Source organism: Paraburkholderia caffeinilytica (assembly GCF_051027425.1).
Lineage (GTDB): Bacteria > Pseudomonadota > Gammaproteobacteria > Burkholderiales > Burkholderiaceae > Paraburkholderia > Paraburkholderia caffeinilytica_A.
In genome coordinates, this window is sequence record NZ_CP186553.1 from 1126708 (window position 1) to 1142057 (window position 15350).

Below are 15350 nucleotides of genomic sequence, written 5' to 3' on the forward strand. Positions count from 1 at the left end.
GATGCGTTGCAGCAAACCGGCCAGCCATTGTGGCCGATGCGCATCGCCAATCTTTGCTACATTTCTGCAGACGTGCTGCGTGCGCGGTCCTCGAAGCCTTCGCTGATCGAACCGGCGCGCGTGACCCAAATCTATCAAGAGGCCAGAGATGCGAATTCTAGTAGTAGGGGCGGGCGCCGTGGGCGGCTATTTCGGCGGACGTCTCGCAGCGGCGGGGCAGGACGTGACCTTCCTGGTGCGTCCCGGCCGTGCGGAAAAACTCGAGCGCGACGGTCTCGTCATCAATAGCGCGCGCGGTAATCTCACGTTGCGCGACGTCAAGACGATACTCGCCGGTGTCAGCGCGGAGCCGTTCGATCTGGTGCTGCTCAGTTGTAAAGCCTACAGCCTCGACGACGCGATCGATTCGTTCGCCCCGCTGGTCGGCGAATCGACGTTGATTCTGCCCATGCTCAACGGCATGCGCCATATCGACGTGCTCAAGGAAAAGTTCGGTGCGTCACGCGTACTGGGCGGTCAATGCGTGATCGCCGCGACGCTCAACCCCGAGCAGCACATCGTGCATCTGAACGAAACGCATGCGATCACCTTCGGCGAACTGGACGGCGGCACGTCGGAGCGCGTAGAGGCGATCGCGGACGCGATGGCCGGCGCGAATTTCGATGCGGTGGTCAGCGACAACATCCTGCTGCGTATGTGGGAGAAGTGGGTGTTCCTGGCCACACTGGCGGCCAGTACGTGCTTGATGCGGGGTTCGGTCGGCGATATTCTGGCTGCGCCGGATGGCAAGCGCATCGTCGAAAACCTGCTCGGCGAGTGCCGTGGAGTTGCCGAATACAAGGGCTTCACCATGGGGCCGGACTTCGACGCCCGCGCCACCCAAACGCTCTTTACGCCTTCACCGCTGACGGCCTCAATGCTGCGCGACGTCGAAAACCACTCGCATACCGAGGCGGATCACATTCTCGGCGATCTGATTTCGCGCGGCGGCGATGCGCAGAAGGGCGAGCACGGCTTGTCGCTGCTGCGTATCGCCTATAGTCATCTGAAGACGTATGAAGCGAGGCAGGCCCGCACGTCCTGAATGACGGCGCGTCAGGCGGTGCGGATGGCCACAGCAGTCCCAAGATTGGAGGTGCAGCATGCCGAGTCCAACCGGATCCGTACCCGCGCTTAGCGCGGCCTCGGCAACGATCTTCTCGATCGGCATCGTCTTTCTCGGCTACTGGGGCTTGTACGATCAGTCGAAATGGCACGTCTCCGATGTCTTTGTCTTCGTGTTTGCGATGATCGGATTCGGCTGCCTCGGGCTCGTGCCGTGGATGGCGACCAGTCCGGTCGAGCCGGAAACCAGTGACGCCCGCGTCCGTATCGCACGGCACATGTTTCTGGCGGGCGTCCTGTCGATCTGGCTCGGCGTGGCGATTTCGGTGATCTTCTGATTAGCGCTCGATCTGCCTGTTCCAGCGCGTATCCCACTGCGCGCGGTGGGCATTGATCGTGTCCCAATCCACCACGGTCAACTTCTTCACCATATCGTCGACGTTGCCGAGGCTCTGCTGCATCGGCGGCGTCATTTTCGCGAGACGGTTGGTCGGAATCTGCTTGCCGGCCTCGGCGGCTTTGGTCTGCGCCGGTGCCGAAAGCAGGAACTGCGCGAGTTTCTGCGCCAGTTGCGGATCGGGGTTGTTGTTGACCACGCACAGATCGACCAGCAGCAACACCGGTCCTTCCTTCGGATTCACATAGCCGACCGGAATGCCCTTGTCCTGCAGATCGCTCACGGCGGTCGGGGTCAACGGGAACAGGCCTGCTTCGCCGGTCTGGACCATTTCGGAAATTTTCGCCGAGTTCGGCACGTACTCCACCACGTTCGGCCCGACCGTGCTGGCCCATTTCGTGAAGCCGGGTTCGACGTTCTGCTCGCTGCCGCCCATCAAACGGTTGATCGCCAGAAAGCCGTGCAGACCGAAGGTGCTGCTCGAAGCGGACTGGAACACCACCTTGCCCTTGTACTTCGGATCGGCGAAATCCATCCACGAAGTCGGCGGCGCCCAGCCTTTTTCAGCGAACAGCTTCTTGTTGTACGCAATGCCGGTCATGCCGAGTTGCACGCCCGCGCCCATGTCGTCCTTCATGCGCGCGAACGGGTAGAGCTCCTTGAGCACCGGCGCGTCGTCGAGCTTCTTGCACACGCCCATGCTGACCGCGCGCGCCATCACGCCGTCGTCGAGAAACACCACGTGGATTTGCGGATTCGCTTTGTTGGCGAGCAGCTTGGCGAGAATGTCCGACGAGGTGCCGGGCACCACGACCACTTTGACGTTGTTGGCTTTTTCGAAATCGGGCAAGACCTGGCTCGTATAAGCCTTTTCCATCGGACCGCCGTTCATGCCGATATAGATGGTCTTGGTCTCCGACCATGCCGGCGCGGCGGCACTGAATGCGCACAATGCGGCCAGCGCCGCGATCGTCTTGAACAGTTTCATTGAGAGGCTCCTGAGTTTCGTTAAACGATAACGGGGCGATGACTAAGTGGTGACCAGGCGATAACTAAGCGATAACTAAACTAAGTGGCAACCAGGCGCTGACCAGACAACAACTAGGCGACAGACGGCGCAGCAACAGCAGCGAAGCGATTGATCGAAAAAGCATCCAGAGGCGTAGCCGTCGCGCCGTCGATCACCAGATCCGCGAGTATTTCGCCCACACCTGGCGCCAGCAGAAAACCGCCGCCCGAAAAGCCGAATGCATGCAACAGACGCGGCGTCGTACGGCTTGCACCGATGATCGGATTGCTGTCCGGCGTTTCGCCTTCCACGCCGCTCCATGTGCGGATCAGCAACGCCTCGCGCAACGCGGGCAGCAGGGCGCACGCATCGCGCATCACGGTGCGAGTGGTCTCCGTCGACGGTTGACCGTATTCGCCGTCGCCGTGCCCGCGTCCGCCGCCGATCACGCAGTTGCCGCGCGCCACTTGCCGCGCGTAGATGCCGCCGCCGTACACGCCCAGGTTGTGCCTGATGAACAGCGGCAACGGCTCGGTGACCCACATGTTTGGGTAGATCGGTTTCATCGGCGCGGTTTCGCCGAAGTAACCGGCAACCGTATTCGCCCATGCGCCCGCCGAGTTGATCAGCCAGTCGGCGCTGATGCGCGTGTCGCCTGCTCGTAGCTGGAAGCGCGTGCCGTCGTGATGGATATCGGTCAGCTCGGTCTGTTCGTGGACTTCCGCGCCCGCGGCTCGCGCCGCACGCGCGAACGCGGGCGAGACCAGACGCGGATTCGCATGACCGTCGGTCGCACACAGCGAGCCGCCGATCGCTGCGGCGCCTAGCCACGGATAGCGTTGCCTGAACGCGGCACCGCCGATCAACTGCGTTTGCAGTCCGTGGCCGCGCGCCATGTCCGCCCATGCTTCGAGCGCGGCAAGATCGGCTTCGCTGCGAGCGAGCCGCAAATGTCCCGACACGACGAATTCGCCGTCGATGCCGATCAATTCCGGCAAGCGGTCCCAGATGCGCCGTGCCCGCATGGCGAGCGGCATCTGTGCCGCCGTCCGTCCCTGAACGCGCACGCCACCGTAATTCACGCCGCTTGCCTGCGCGCCGCAATAGCGCCGCTCGAACAGGCCTACACGCAAGCCGCGTCGCGCGAGCGCCAAGGCTGCCGACGAGCCGACCAACCCGCCGCCCGCAATCGCGACGTCGTAGTGCAGGGCGTCACTCATCGCGTGCCTCCTCGGGAATCTCGACGACGCCTTCGGCGTACATCGCGGGCGAGAGCGGAATCGGTTTGACAGGCGGCTGACTGCGCAAGCGGCCCACGGCGTCGAGGGGTTTGCCGGTTTCTTCCGCCAGCAGCGTCAATGCCGCTTCGCCGCACATGCGTCCCTGGCAACGGCCCATGCCGACGCGAGTCAGCGCTTTCAGGCGGTTGATCTCGTTCGCTTCGCCACCGCGGATGCAGCGCCGCAACGTGCCCGCGTCGATTTCTTCGCAGCGGCATACCGTCATGTTGTCGGGCCATTGCGCCGCGCATTGTGCCGGCGGCGCGAAGGCTGCTTCGATACCCTGGCGAAATACAGCGATACGTTGCAGGCTGCGGTCGAGGGAAGCCGCATCGCGCATGCCGGGCCCACGTGGATGCGCGATACCGAGATCGTCGAGCAGAGCCAACGCCGTGCGGCGGCCGGCGAGTTCGGCGGCGTCGGCGCCGGCGATGCCCGCACCGTCGCCGGCCAGGTAGATGCCACGCACCGAACTGCGGCCGGCGGCGTCGAGTTCGGGTAGCCAGCAGCGATTGTGGGCGTCGAAACGAAAGCGGCACCCGGCGAGATCGGCGAGTTGGGTTTCAGGCTTCAGCCCGAAGCTGATGCCGACGGCGTCGCACGCGATGGTTTCGGTCTTCGAGCCATTGGTTGGAGAACGCCATTCAATGGCAGTCACGCCTTGCTCGCCACGAATGCCGATCAGGCTCACGTCGCGTTCGATCCGCACGCCGTGCATCTTTAGCCAGCCGACGTAATAAAGCCCTTTGGCGAACGTAGCAGGTTGCCGCGCGAGTTTCGGCGCTGCTGCAATCTGTTGCGAAAGTGGGCTCGTGTCGAGCACGGCGACCACCTGCGCGCCGGCTTTCACATACTGATAGGCTACGAGATAGAGCAACGGCCCCGTGCCTGCCAGCACCACGCGCTGACCGATCGCACAGCCCTGCGCCTTTAACGCGACTTGCGCGGCGCCCAGCGTGTAGACACCCGGAAGCGTCCAGCCCGGCACCGGCAACACGCGATCGACGGCGCCGCTCGCGATGATCAGGTGCGAGAACGGCACACAGATTTCGCGCCCTGCGTGCAGCGTATCGAGCCGGCCCGGTTCACACGCCCACGCCAGCGTGTCCGGGCGATAGTCGAGATGCGCAAGAAGCGCGGCCATCGTCGTATGCAACGCGTCGGCTTTGTGCGCTTCGAAACCGTAGAGCGTTTTCTTCGAGCGCTGGAATGTACCGCTCGCGGGCGGTTGACGATAAATCTGTCCACCCCAGCGAGCGTTTTCATCCAGCACGATGGGTCTGACACCTGCGGCAACGAGTGTTTCGGCAGCGCGCACGCCGGCCGGTCCCGCGCCGACGATCACCACGCGGTGTTCGTTGCTCATTGCTTCTCTCCGTTCGCAGCCGCAGTTAGGGCAGCAGCGTCAGAATCAGAAGTAACGGCAGCGGACGAGGCAGCGTTGGCAAACCGCGTGACTACGCGCAGACCTTGCGTCACCAGCGTCGAGCACGCGCGCAAACGCAAGCCGTCTTCCGTACGCATCCAGCAGTCCTGGCATGCGCCGATCAGGCAGAAGCCGGCACGCGGCGCACCGCTGAATTCGCTTTCGCGCACGCACCGTTGCTGCATCAACACGGCAGTCAATAACGTATCGCCTTGCAAGGCAAAGACTTCATGACCGTCGATAAAAAAACTGAGCGGTTCACGCTGCGTTTCCGCGACGCGAACGAATTGTGCATCGCGTGTCGGCGCAACGGGTTCGGATGACGGCAAATTCGACGGCATGTGAGAGAGGGCAGTAGAAGACATCAGTGCTGGCCGATCAGAATCCGGTTGAGCCCATACACGCGATCGAGCAGCAGCATCGCGCCCGCGGTGATGAAGATCACCAGCGCGGAGACGGACGCCATCATCGGGTCGATCGATTCGGTCGCGTACATGTACATACGCACCGGGAGCGTGACCGTTTGCGGCGAGGTGACGAAGATCGACATCGTCAGCTCGTCGAAGCTGTTGATGAAAGCTAGCAGCCAGCCGCCGGTAATGCCCGGCAGAATCATCGGGAAGGTGATGCGGCGAAACGTGGTCCATGCGTCGGCGCCGAGCGAGTGCGCCGCATGTTCGACGCTGCGGTCGAGACCACTGACCGAGGCCAGCACGAGCCGCATCACGAACGGCGTGATGATGATCATGTGCGCGAGCACGAGCCACGCGAACGATCCCGTCGCGCCGATCAGCGCGAAGAAGCGCAGCAGTGCGATGCCGAGCACGAGGCCGGGAATCACCAGCGGCGACAGCAGTAAGCCGTTGAGGAAGCCACGGCCCGGAAAGCGCGCACGGCCGATGGCCAACGCGGCAGGCAACGCAACGATCAACGACAGCGTCGCAGAGGCGAACGCCAGCTTCAGGCTGTTGAAGAACGCCGAGATGAAGTCCGGGTAATCGAGGATCGCGCGGAACCAGCGCAGCGATACACCGTGCGTGGGCAGCGTGAGCGTTTCGTCGGGCGTGAAGGCGACCAGCACGACGATCACCAGCGGCGCGAGCACGAACGCAATGACGAGTGTGTGGAAAATCAGCGCAATGGGGCCGTTTTTTCTCATGATGATCTCGCGAGGTTCAGCCGAGGCTTCTGGTGTATTTACGTTCCAGAACCCGGTAGTAAGTGAGCATCACGATCAGATTCGCGACCAGCAACAGGAGCGCGATGGTCGCGCCGAGCGGCCAGTTCAGCGAGCCGAGGAATTCGTCGTAGACGGCGGTGGCGGCGACTTTCAGGCGCCGTCCGCCGAGCAGGCCGGGAATCGCAAACGCGCTTGCTGACAGGCCGAACACCATCAGGCTGCCCGACAGAATGCCCGGCGTGAGTTGCGGCAATACAATGCGGCGCAGGATCGTGCCGGGCGATGCCATGAGTGAAAGCGCGGCATTTTCCGTTTGCGGGTCGAGCTTCTGCAACGCGGTCCACACGGGAATCACCATGAACGGCAGCATCACGTGCACCAGTGCAATGACAATCGCGAAAGTGGTGTATTCGAGCTTGTACGGCCCGAGTCCGACGAGACCGAACGCCTGATTCACGAGACCGTTGCTGTTGAGCAGCATGCTCCAGCCGAATGCGCGCACCACGACCGAGACCAGCAGGGGCGCGAGAATGACCAGCAGGAACATCGAGCGATAGGGATCGCGCATGCGCGACAGCACGTACGCTTCGGGTGTGCCGATCACGATGCACAGCAGCGTGGTGAGAAAGGCGATGCCGAAGGTGCGCAGGAAGATCGTGTGGAAATACGACGATGTCAGCACTTCCGCATAGTTGCCGAACTGGAATGCCGCGAGCGGACCGCTCGACGGATCGAAGCGGTAGAAGGTCAGCACCAGGGTCATTACGAGCGGCACCAGCACAAGCGCTGCAAACAGCAGGAAAGCTGGTGCGCACATCAGCCACAAGGGTAAAAACGCTTGCCACGGCGCGCGGCGTGCATTGCCGGTCTTCATGCTGTTGTTGTTCGAAGCAGGCAGCGTACTAGCCATGATGCGCATCCCGTTGAATGAAGCGGATCGCCTCGCTGTTCCAGTCGACCCCGACCGCCGCGCCTTCCGGCAGCGGCTCGGTGCCTTCGTTCTGGCAGCACACCAGCATTTCGCCGAGCCGGCTGTCCATGCGATACAGCCATTGGCTGCCGAGGAAGAAGCGGCTTGTCACGGTGGCCGCCAGACGTCCCGTCTCCGGCGCGCACAGGCGCAGCTTTTCAGGGCGAATGCACAACGTCACCGCATCGCCGACGCCGATCACGCGTTCGCGCGTCGGCAGTTGCGCGGTGTGGCCGGTCTCGGCGAGATCGTGTCCGAGGTCGATGCGGATCGCGTCGCCGTCGCGTGCCACCACGGTGCCGGCCAGCATGTTCGCCTTGCCGATGAACTGCGAGACGAATCTGTTTTCGGGCCGCTCATAAGCTTCGTAGGGTGTGTCGATCTGCGTGATACGGCCTGCTTCCATCACGACTACGCGGTCGCTGATCGACAGCGCTTCGGACTGGTCGTGCGTGACCATGATGGTGGTCGTGCCAATCTTGCGTTGAATGCTGCGCAGTTCGAACTGCATGTCTTCGCGCAGCTTGGCGTCGAGATTCGACATGGGTTCGTCGAGCAGCAACACGGGCGGCGCGATCACGATCGCGCGGGCAAGCGCCACACGCTGGCGCTGACCGCCGGACAACTCGCGTGGAAAGCGGTGTGCGAGCGTATCGAGCCGCACCAGCGCCAGCGCTTCGCGTACGCGCTCCTTGCGCTCGGCTTTGTCGATGTTGCGCATCTCGAGCCCGAAGCCGACGTTGTCCGCGACGCTCATATGCGGAAAGAGCGCGTAGCTCTGAAATACGATGCCGAGGCCGCGCTTGTTCGGCTTCATGTGCGTGATGTCGTGGCCGTCGAGCGTGATGCGTCCACGTGTCGTTTCGACGAAGCCGGCGATCATCTGCAGCGTGGTGGTCTTGCCGCAGCCGGACGGCCCCAGCAGCGAAACGAACTCGCCTTTTTCAACCGACAGGTTCACGTCGGCGACCGCCTGCAGATCGCCGAACGATTTCGCTACGTCCGTGAGTGTGAGGAACGACATGATCTGGCCTTTGGATGGTTCGACACCGGTTCAATCGGCAACTGCCTCGATGGAGCCGACTCTATCCAGCCAAATTCCATGGCGTCAATTTCAAATTCCGTTTGCCGGTATAAGTTTGGAAAAAATTCCGATGAACGGAATATATTCGGTAAGACTGGTGTCAACCATTCCGTTCCATGATGTCCGGAAAATCCCTATGGTCCAGCGTGAGTTGCAAATGAAAAGGGCATACCGGGAAGATTCCATTCACGGATAATTCCCTCTATAGTGTTCCGATCAATGAAATAATCCGGAGCGCTGGAGATGAATGCTGCCACCAAACGAGATGTCGATCCGGCACTGGCTGAAGCGGGCAGTGCGCCAGGTCCCGGGATGCTGGAGCGCGCCTTCGCTGTGATCCGCGCGTTGTCCGAGGCGCAACCCGACGGCGGTCGCGTCACGCGTCTCGCGAAAGCGGTGGGTCTGACGCAAGGCACGGTGCACCGCATTCTTCACGCGCTGATCGCGGAGGGCATTGTCGAACAGGACGAGAGTTCGAAGCTGTATCGGTTGAGCGTGGATTTCTTTGCGCTTGCTGCGCAGGCCGGCAACCCGAGCGGCATGCGTACGTTGTGTCGTCCCGCGTTGTTGCGGCTGTGCGCGAGTCTTGGCGATACGATTTTCCTGCTCGTCAAAAGCAGTTTTGACGCGGTGTGTCTCGACATCTGCGAAGGGCCGTTTCCGATTCGCTCGTTCACTGGCGATATCGGCGGGCGTGTCGCATTGGGTGTCGGTCAGGGAAGTCTGGCGATTCTCGCGTTCCTGCCGGAAGCGGAGCGTGAAGAGATCATTCGTTTTAACGTGCCGCGCATTCGCGGCTATGGCGTACTCGACGAAGTGTATTTGCGCACCGAGATCGAACGCGTGCGCCAACTCGGTTACGCGGGCCGCAATAGCGGCGTGCTCGACGGCATGGCGGGCGTGGCGGTGCCGATTCTGGATCGCACCGGCGTCGCGGTGGCGGCATTGAGCGTCGGCACTCTGGCGGCGCGACTCGGCGACGATCGTTTGCCGATGGTGGTCGAATTGCTGCGACGCCAGGCCGATGCGATCGGCCCGCAAACCAATCCCTTCGATGTCGCGTTGCGCCGGCCGATGCATGGTTTGTCGCGGGCAATGACGACTGAGCGGATCACGGGGTAAGTGAGACCGGAAGAAGGCGTTGCGTCGCGGTGAACGGCAAGTAAACCGCGGCGCCCGCTAGGGTATTTGGGCTAGCAGTCTGTCATACAGCGTGGGTGGCAAGGTTACCAGGGAAGAATCGTCACCGCCTCTTGAGAATGAAACATTTTCATCTTTCCACCACGACAACTCCGGTACGGGCGTACGAAATGTTCGCTCGGCCAACAGTTCGCCATCTTTTGCGTTGTACACGCGGCCGATGTAGTCAGAATCCCCTCCGGGATTCCATCGCAGTAGGCACAGTTCGGCTGTATAACGTCCTCCATCCGAGGATGTCTTACTGCAATCACGTGCCTTTGACCTCAGGTCAGCGCTGATCCAGTAATTGACGATAATCCATAGCACGGCCGCGCTGGCAATCCGCCTGGCCCACAACGCGCCGATATGTCTGCAGCGCGCCGCTCGTCCCGTTGATTGCGAAAAAATGATGACCACCGAGCGGACGAAGCTAACCAGCACAACCAGGGCAATAAGGACGAGCGCATAGAACACCATCATGCCTTCGGAATATCCCTGCATTCCCATCATAGGTAGACCGTCATAGGTGGGTAAATCGGCACAAAACGATAATCCGAATAGACAATAAAGTCGCCACCACGCTTATGCCGCATTGCCCACTGTCGGAATGAACTGTTTTTGATGGGGTAGTAGACGTTCCCACTCACACGTCTATCCCCAACCGCAACGGGATAGTCAACGTAGGGAAGCCACGGTTGATTGAGAATCGAGGCCCCTGCACTGTAGGGAACGATAACGATTCCCTTTCGGCTCCAGTGTCCCAGATACTGTGATGCTTCGCCGGGTTTATCGGTGAAAGTGTAATTGTCCCGGACATATACATAGATGCCTTTTAACCTGGCAGCCGTAACGTCACCGTTAAATTCGGCATATGCGATAGCAGCGTAGAAGTTGAACGAACCGAGTGCCCCTGTCAGGTCGTCTGGCGTCCCTCTGTTCGTCATGTTTGAAGCAATGAACTGGCTGATTTTTTGCGAGAGAGTACTTTCGACGCCAACACGCTGAAACTGAAAATGTTTATGCAGGTTTGCAAGACTTTTTCCGCTGATTTCCCAGGTGTCGAGTTCAGCGCGACTTCGTTTGTACCGGGAGAGAGTCAGAGCAAGTTGTTGCATGGCGCCAGGGTTTCGGATCGCAGCATTGACCAATGCGTCGTACTGGTCCTTTGCTCGCCTGAAATTCAATACCCAGTCTAGCTTGATGGTGGTCGTATCGTACATGCTGGGTGGGTATGGCTTGCCGTCCTGATTGATTCCCGCTGCTTCATCGCTGTCGGTAGATGAATAGTTCAACTCGCCTGCGAACCACTTCTCCATCAGCATGGCGGATTTGAACATGAAGTTCTTGCGCATCGCGCTGGGAATCTCCTGGATGTCGAACAGCGGTATGGTCTCCGGATTTTCCGCTTGAGCGGCCGTCAGATGTTTTGGCGGATTCGGTGTATCCAGCCATTTTTTGAATCGGGCTGTTGCCTCCAGTATCGTCAGTAGTCCATCGCCAACTTCTTTTTTGTTGCGATGCTCTCTTGGGACCGATAGCGGTGGCGATTGATTACGCAGTGCCGGTGGAGTTTTGTCACTCGAAAGATTGACGTCCGGCACAATCTGACATCCGTCAGTGCCGTCGCATAGGGTCCACTTCCAAAGGACGTTGTTTGTTTTGTAGTAGGGGATTTTTTCATGGTTGGAGATAGGCATTTTTTTGCACATGAGGTTTCGGACGCCGACTGCCGGCTACTCCGCGTCGCCGTTGATTCGGGTCAGTAATCCTAACCGGACCACGAATCTCGAAAAACCTGTTTATGTCGATTCAGCGCGTGCGAGTGTGCTCCTCGCACACTCGCACACTCGCACACTCGCACACTCGCACAAAAATAACGATTCCTATGCGCCTGTAAATAAGACCCTAAACCCCACCAAACTCAGAACACCTTCACCGGCACATTCACCACCAGCCGGTACTCCATATTGTTGCCATCGGAGTAATAGCGCGAGGCGTTGTGCCACATCGCGATGAAGGTAAGCTTCGTGTCCTTGAAGCGGCCGCTCTGCAGCGTATAGCTCGGAATGAAGCCGAACTCGTGATGATGACCATGTACCGGTTCGCCGTTCTTCCAGTACAGGTTATGCAGCGGCGCCGATGCGGAAGCATTGTCCGCGGCACCCGCCGAGGCGTCCGCGCCCCAGCCATATTCGCCCCAGAACATCGCCTTGAGCCCCGGCACGCCGGCGTATTTGCCGTCGAACGTATAGCGCAATTGCAGCGACTGTTCATGCGGCGCGTTGTAGTCGACGTCCATCGAGTTGGTCAGGTAGATGCCGTTGGTTTCGTTGACGTAATCGAAGAACTGGTCGCCGAGCACCTGCTGGTAGCCGAGCAGCAGCGCGTGCGGGCCGTGCTGAGCCGAGACCGACAAACTGTACGCGTTGCTGTTGATGTGCCCCTGGCGTGACGCGCCGGTATCGTGCGTCGAATAGATGTTCGCGAGACCGCTCCATTTGATGGTGGTGGGATCGCCGAACGACTGCGCGACCGAGCCATAGTACTGACGCCAGACGTCGTCCGCCTGGTCGACGTACAGCGCCATTTCGCCGTTCTTCGCGTAGTGCCACGTACCGCCCACATAGGTCAGGCGATCGATGCGCGTACCGCCATACGAGGTGGTCAGATTGCTCAGGTTCGTGTGGCCGCGTGCGTCGACTTTGGTAAAACTGCCGGCCTCCAGCGTCGTATGAACCAGATCGTTGCTGACCATCGAGACACCGAGGAAAGTCGGCGGCAGCGCGCGGTTGTCGTGCGGCTCGAGGAACGGGTTGGTGACGATTTGCAGACCGTATTTCACGATCGTTTCCGAAATGCGTCCCTTGATGTCGTACATGCCGGGGTAAGCCCACGCGAGCTGCTGCGAACCGCCGCCGTCCTTGCCGACGTGCACCATGTTGCTGGCGCCGTTGCCGCCGTCGAGTTTGAGCGCGGCGAACAGCGATGCATCGACGCCAAAACCGACCAGGCCTTGCGTGAAGCCTGATTCGTAGTTGGCCTGAGCGCCCTGAATCCACGCATGCCGATAGATCGAAGTGGGCGCCTGGAAGTAGTCGGCGTAATTGCGAAACTGCAGGTTCAGATGGCTGTCGGCGATAAAACCCTTGCTTGCCGCCTGGCTCGACAGCGGCGCGGGTGGCGTGACAGTCTGGTCGGCTTCTGCGTTGATGACGGCGTTGGTGGTGTCGGGTTGATCGTTGCGGACCTGGCCGCCCTGGTCCGCTCTGCGTTTGCCCGGTGCGACCGCCTGCGCAGTTTGCGAGGCCGATGAAGCTTGCGACCGTGGCGTAGGAGAAGAAAACGTTTGCGCGAGTGTTTGAGTTTTCGTCGTATCGGAGGTGGGCTCCAATACGGCGTCGTCGGCGTAAGCACTCGTGCCGATGGTTAGCGCGGGCAGCGTGAATGCGCAGTAAAAGAAGGTGGCGGCACTGGTTTTTTTTGACCGGTTTTTTGTTCGGCTATCTTTCATGATGTACGTCTCTGTTATTTTGGTGAGTCTTTGGCTGGCGGTTAGCCAGTCCACGCTTATCGTTCGTCCTGCTGATGACAGGACGAACGAATCCAGCGGCGCGACGGCCCGTCGCGCCGGGGGAATACGGTTTAAATTTTCAGACGGGTTTCTTTAGCGCGCCGCCAAGGGGACTTCCTTCGGGGCGTCGCTCACGCGAATGCATGCGATGCGCGTCGCGCTCGCACCATGCGTGACGGGCTGCGGAATCTCGTTCGCGCAAGCCTCGATCGCATCCGGGCAGCGCGTGCGAAACGCGCAGCCGGAAGGCGGACTGAGCGGCGACGCAATCTCGCCGCGTAACAGCAGATGACGGCGGGCGCGTTCAACCACCGGATCGGGCACCGGCACCGCGGAAAGCAACGCCCGCGTGTACGGATGACGCGGCGTGCCATACACGTCGCGCTTGTCGCCGAATTCCATCACACGTCCCAGATACATCACCAGCACGCGGTGGCTGATCGCCTTGACGACCGCGAGATCGTGCGCGACGAACAGCAGCGACAGCGACAACTCGCGCTGCAGATCGCGCAACAGGTTGACGATCTGCGCCTGGATCGACACGTCGAGCGCCGACACCGGCTCATCGCAGATCACCAGTTGCGGCTCGCCGATCAACGCGCGCGCAATACCTACGCGCTGGCATTGGCCGCCGGAAAACTCGTGCGGATAGCGGCGCAGATGCTGTGCATTGAGACCGACGCGTTCGAGCATCGTTAGAACACGCCGCTGCACGTCGGCGCGGGCAATGTCCTGACCGTAAGTGGTTAAGGGCTCGGCGACGATCTGTTCGATCGTCATGCGCGGATCGAGCGAGGCGAGCGGGTCCTGGAAAATCATCTGCACGTCGCGACGCAAGCGCGAGGTATCGCGGCGCGCACCCGTCAGTACGGTTTCCTTGTCGAGCCAGCGCACGCTGCCGCTCGCCACCGGCGCGAGGCCGATGATCGCGCGCGCCAGGGTGGACTTGCCGCAACCCGATTCGCCGACGAGGCCCACGGTTTCGCCGCGCCGCACGCTGAACGACACGCCGTCGACCGCGCGCAGCGTCGCCTTGCCGGACCACGGAAAGCCGCCGCGCGGCACGCCGAATTGCACCTTGAGATTGTCGACCGACAGGAGCGTTGCGGGGTCCTGGTTCTGCACTTGACCCTGGCCTGCAATGGAAGTCGCGTTCATACGTGTTGTACCTCCATGATTTCCTGAACCGGCCGATGGCATGCGCGCAACGCGTCGGCGGCCGTTGGCGACACCGTGAGCGCAGGCCGCGACTCGCGGCACCTGTCGGAGCAATACGCGCAGCGCGGCGCGAATGCGCAGCCCTCGCCGACTTCGCCGGGCAGCGGCGGGTTGCCGGGAATGGTTTGCAGCGGACGGTCGTCGTCGTCAGTCAGGCGCGGCAGCGCGTTCAGCAGGCCGATCGTGTACGGATGGGTCGGTGCGGCGAACAAGGTGGCGGCGTTTGCCTGCTCGACGGTCTGGCCGGCGTACATCACCATCACGTCGTCGCACAAACCGGCCACGACGCCCATGTCGTGCGTGATCAGAATGATCGCGGTGCCGCGTTCGCGGTTCAATTCGCGCAGCAGTTCGATGATCTGCGCCTGCACGGTGACGTCGAGGGCGGTGGTCGGTTCGTCGGCGATCAGGATTTCCGGTTCGGAGAGCAACGCCATGGCGATCATCACGCGTTGCCGCATGCCGCCGGAAAACTCGTGCGGATACATGTTGATGCGCCGTGCGGCATCGGGAATACGCACCGTTTCGAGCGTTTCGATGGCGCGGCGGCGCGCTTCGCGGCGCGACATCTTGCGATGCAGTTGCAGCGTCTCGGTCATCTGCCGTTCGATCGTCAGGAACGGATTGAGCGAGGTCATCGGGTCCTGAAAAATCATGCCGATGCGGTCGCCGCGGATCCGGTTCAACCCGGCTTCGTTCATTGTCAGCAGGTTTTCGCCGCGATACTTCGCTTCACCGGACACTTTGCCGTTGCCGGCCAGCAGGCCGAGCAGCGCCATCACGGTCTGACTTTTACCCGAGCCCGATTCGCCGACAATGCCGAGCGTGCGGCCCGCTTCGAGCGAAAACGACACGCGCTGCACCGCGTCGACGGGTGCGCCCTCGCGGCGCGTGAAGCGCACGCTCAGGTCTTTGACTTCGAGTAGCGGCAT

At 61.2% G+C, this 15350-nt stretch carries 15 protein-coding genes; 3 read left to right on the forward strand and 12 right to left on the reverse strand.

Going from position 1 to position 15350, the window contains the following annotated elements:
- The first annotated feature begins 148 nt into the window (after nucleotides 1–148).
- The gene (gene panE, locus ACOSV0_RS25540; RefSeq protein ID WP_434114813.1) at nucleotides 149–1084 is read left to right on the forward strand and encodes a 2-dehydropantoate 2-reductase; all 936 of its coding nucleotides are present in this window, start codon (nucleotides 149–151) and stop codon (nucleotides 1082–1084) included.
- A gap of 58 nt (nucleotides 1085–1142) precedes the next feature.
- Entirely contained in the window at nucleotides 1143–1442 is a 300-nt protein-coding gene (locus tag ACOSV0_RS25545; RefSeq protein WP_434114814.1) for a hypothetical protein, read from the forward strand.
- Here ACOSV0_RS25545 and ACOSV0_RS25550 read toward each other — a convergent pair whose 3' ends face one another.
- From ACOSV0_RS25550 to ACOSV0_RS25580, 7 genes are all read right to left on the reverse strand, one after another.
- A complete protein-coding gene (locus ACOSV0_RS25550) occupies nucleotides 1443–2489 on the reverse strand; it encodes an ABC transporter substrate-binding protein (RefSeq protein WP_434114816.1) in 1047 nt (348 codons plus the stop codon).
- A gap of 113 nt (nucleotides 2490–2602) precedes the next feature.
- Entirely contained in the window at nucleotides 2603–3730 is a 1128-nt protein-coding gene (locus tag ACOSV0_RS25555) for an NAD(P)/FAD-dependent oxidoreductase (RefSeq protein WP_434114817.1), read from the reverse strand.
- A complete protein-coding gene (locus ACOSV0_RS25560) occupies nucleotides 3723–5156 on the reverse strand; it encodes an FAD-dependent oxidoreductase (RefSeq protein WP_434114818.1) in 1434 nt (477 codons plus the stop codon). Before ACOSV0_RS25560 ends, ACOSV0_RS25555 begins: the two co-directional genes overlap by 8 nt.
- Nucleotides 5153–5581, reverse strand: coding sequence for a (2Fe-2S)-binding protein (locus ACOSV0_RS25565; RefSeq protein WP_434114820.1), 429 nt, complete (start codon nucleotides 5579–5581; stop codon nucleotides 5153–5155). The genes ACOSV0_RS25560 and ACOSV0_RS25565 overlap by 4 nt, the downstream gene beginning before the upstream one ends.
- On the reverse strand, nucleotides 5581–6375 hold the full coding sequence (locus ACOSV0_RS25570; protein ID WP_120344644.1) for an ABC transporter permease: 795 nt from the start codon (nucleotides 6373–6375) through the stop codon (nucleotides 5581–5583). Before ACOSV0_RS25570 ends, ACOSV0_RS25565 begins: the two co-directional genes overlap by 1 nt.
- 16 nt (nucleotides 6376–6391) lie before the next feature.
- The gene (locus ACOSV0_RS25575; protein ID WP_434114822.1) at nucleotides 6392–7306 is read right to left on the reverse strand and encodes an ABC transporter permease; all 915 of its coding nucleotides are present in this window, start codon (nucleotides 7304–7306) and stop codon (nucleotides 6392–6394) included.
- Nucleotides 7299–8390 (reverse strand): ABC transporter ATP-binding protein, encoded by a 1092-nt coding sequence (locus ACOSV0_RS25580; RefSeq protein WP_434114824.1) that lies wholly within the window; start codon nucleotides 8388–8390, stop codon nucleotides 7299–7301. Before ACOSV0_RS25580 ends, ACOSV0_RS25575 begins: the two co-directional genes overlap by 8 nt.
- A 303-nt stretch (nucleotides 8391–8693) precedes the next feature.
- On the opposite strand from ACOSV0_RS25580, the gene ACOSV0_RS25585 reads away from it, so the two are divergent.
- A complete protein-coding gene (locus ACOSV0_RS25585; protein ID WP_434114825.1) occupies nucleotides 8694–9572 on the forward strand; it encodes an IclR family transcriptional regulator in 879 nt (292 codons plus the stop codon).
- A 57-nt stretch (nucleotides 9573–9629) separates the two neighbouring features.
- Here ACOSV0_RS25585 and ACOSV0_RS25590 read toward each other — a convergent pair whose 3' ends face one another.
- The 5 genes from ACOSV0_RS25590 to ACOSV0_RS25610 all read right to left on the reverse strand — a co-directional run bounded on the left by ACOSV0_RS25590 (nucleotide 9630) and on the right by ACOSV0_RS25610 (nucleotide 15350).
- Nucleotides 9630–10139 (reverse strand): hypothetical protein, encoded by a 510-nt coding sequence (locus ACOSV0_RS25590; RefSeq protein ID WP_434114827.1) that lies wholly within the window; start codon nucleotides 10137–10139, stop codon nucleotides 9630–9632.
- Nucleotides 10136–11338 (reverse strand): DUF6402 family protein, encoded by a 1203-nt coding sequence (locus ACOSV0_RS25595; protein WP_434114829.1) that lies wholly within the window; start codon nucleotides 11336–11338, stop codon nucleotides 10136–10138. The genes ACOSV0_RS25590 and ACOSV0_RS25595 overlap by 4 nt, the downstream gene beginning before the upstream one ends.
- A gap of 212 nt (nucleotides 11339–11550) precedes the next feature.
- Nucleotides 11551–13140 carry an OprD family outer membrane porin gene (locus ACOSV0_RS25600; protein WP_434114831.1) on the reverse strand — a complete coding sequence of 530 codons (1590 nt, stop codon included), beginning with the start codon at nucleotides 13138–13140 and terminating at the stop codon, nucleotides 11551–11553.
- A gap of 153 nt (nucleotides 13141–13293) precedes the next feature.
- A complete protein-coding gene (locus tag ACOSV0_RS25605) occupies nucleotides 13294–14358 on the reverse strand; it encodes an ABC transporter ATP-binding protein (RefSeq protein ID WP_434114832.1) in 1065 nt (354 codons plus the stop codon).
- Entirely contained in the window at nucleotides 14355–15350 is a 996-nt protein-coding gene (locus ACOSV0_RS25610; RefSeq protein ID WP_434114834.1) for an ABC transporter ATP-binding protein, read from the reverse strand. Before ACOSV0_RS25610 ends, ACOSV0_RS25605 begins: the two co-directional genes overlap by 4 nt.

Bases quoted from the DNA above. Each gene is read 5' to 3' on its own strand.
- ACOSV0_RS25550 (WP_434114816.1), bottom strand. From the start codon at position 2,489: ATGAAACTGTTCAAGACGATCGCGGCGCTGGCCGCATTGTGCGCATTC.
- ACOSV0_RS25565 (WP_434114820.1), bottom strand. From the start codon at position 5,581: ATGTCTTCTACTGCCCTCTCTCACATGCCGTCGAATTTGCCGTCATCC.
- ACOSV0_RS25610 (WP_434114834.1), bottom strand. From the start codon at position 15,350: ATGCCGCTACTCGAAGTCAAAGACCTGAGCGTGCGCTTCACGCGCCGC.
- ACOSV0_RS25605 (WP_434114832.1), bottom strand. From the start codon at position 14,358: ATGAACGCGACTTCCATTGCAGGCCAGGGTCAAGTGCAGAACCAGGAC.
- ACOSV0_RS25600 (WP_434114831.1), bottom strand. From the start codon at position 13,140: ATGAAAGATAGCCGAACAAAAAACCGGTCAAAAAAAACCAGTGCCGCC.
- ACOSV0_RS25585 (WP_434114825.1), top strand. From the start codon at position 8,694: ATGAATGCTGCCACCAAACGAGATGTCGATCCGGCACTGGCTGAAGCG.
- ACOSV0_RS25570 (WP_120344644.1), bottom strand. From the start codon at position 6,375: ATGAGAAAAAACGGCCCCATTGCGCTGATTTTCCACACACTCGTCATT.
- ACOSV0_RS25595 (WP_434114829.1), bottom strand. From the start codon at position 11,338: ATGTGCAAAAAAATGCCTATCTCCAACCATGAAAAAATCCCCTACTAC.
- ACOSV0_RS25590 (WP_434114827.1), bottom strand. From the start codon at position 10,139: ATGATGGGAATGCAGGGATATTCCGAAGGCATGATGGTGTTCTATGCG.
- ACOSV0_RS25560 (WP_434114818.1), bottom strand. From the start codon at position 5,156: ATGAGCAACGAACACCGCGTGGTGATCGTCGGCGCGGGACCGGCCGGC.
- ACOSV0_RS25580 (WP_434114824.1), bottom strand. From the start codon at position 8,390: ATGTCGTTCCTCACACTCACGGACGTAGCGAAATCGTTCGGCGATCTG.
- panE (WP_434114813.1), top strand. From the start codon at position 149: ATGCGAATTCTAGTAGTAGGGGCGGGCGCCGTGGGCGGCTATTTCGGC.
- ACOSV0_RS25575 (WP_434114822.1), bottom strand. From the start codon at position 7,306: ATGGCTAGTACGCTGCCTGCTTCGAACAACAACAGCATGAAGACCGGC.
- ACOSV0_RS25545 (WP_434114814.1), top strand. From the start codon at position 1,143: ATGCCGAGTCCAACCGGATCCGTACCCGCGCTTAGCGCGGCCTCGGCA.
- ACOSV0_RS25555 (WP_434114817.1), bottom strand. From the start codon at position 3,730: ATGAGTGACGCCCTGCACTACGACGTCGCGATTGCGGGCGGCGGGTTG.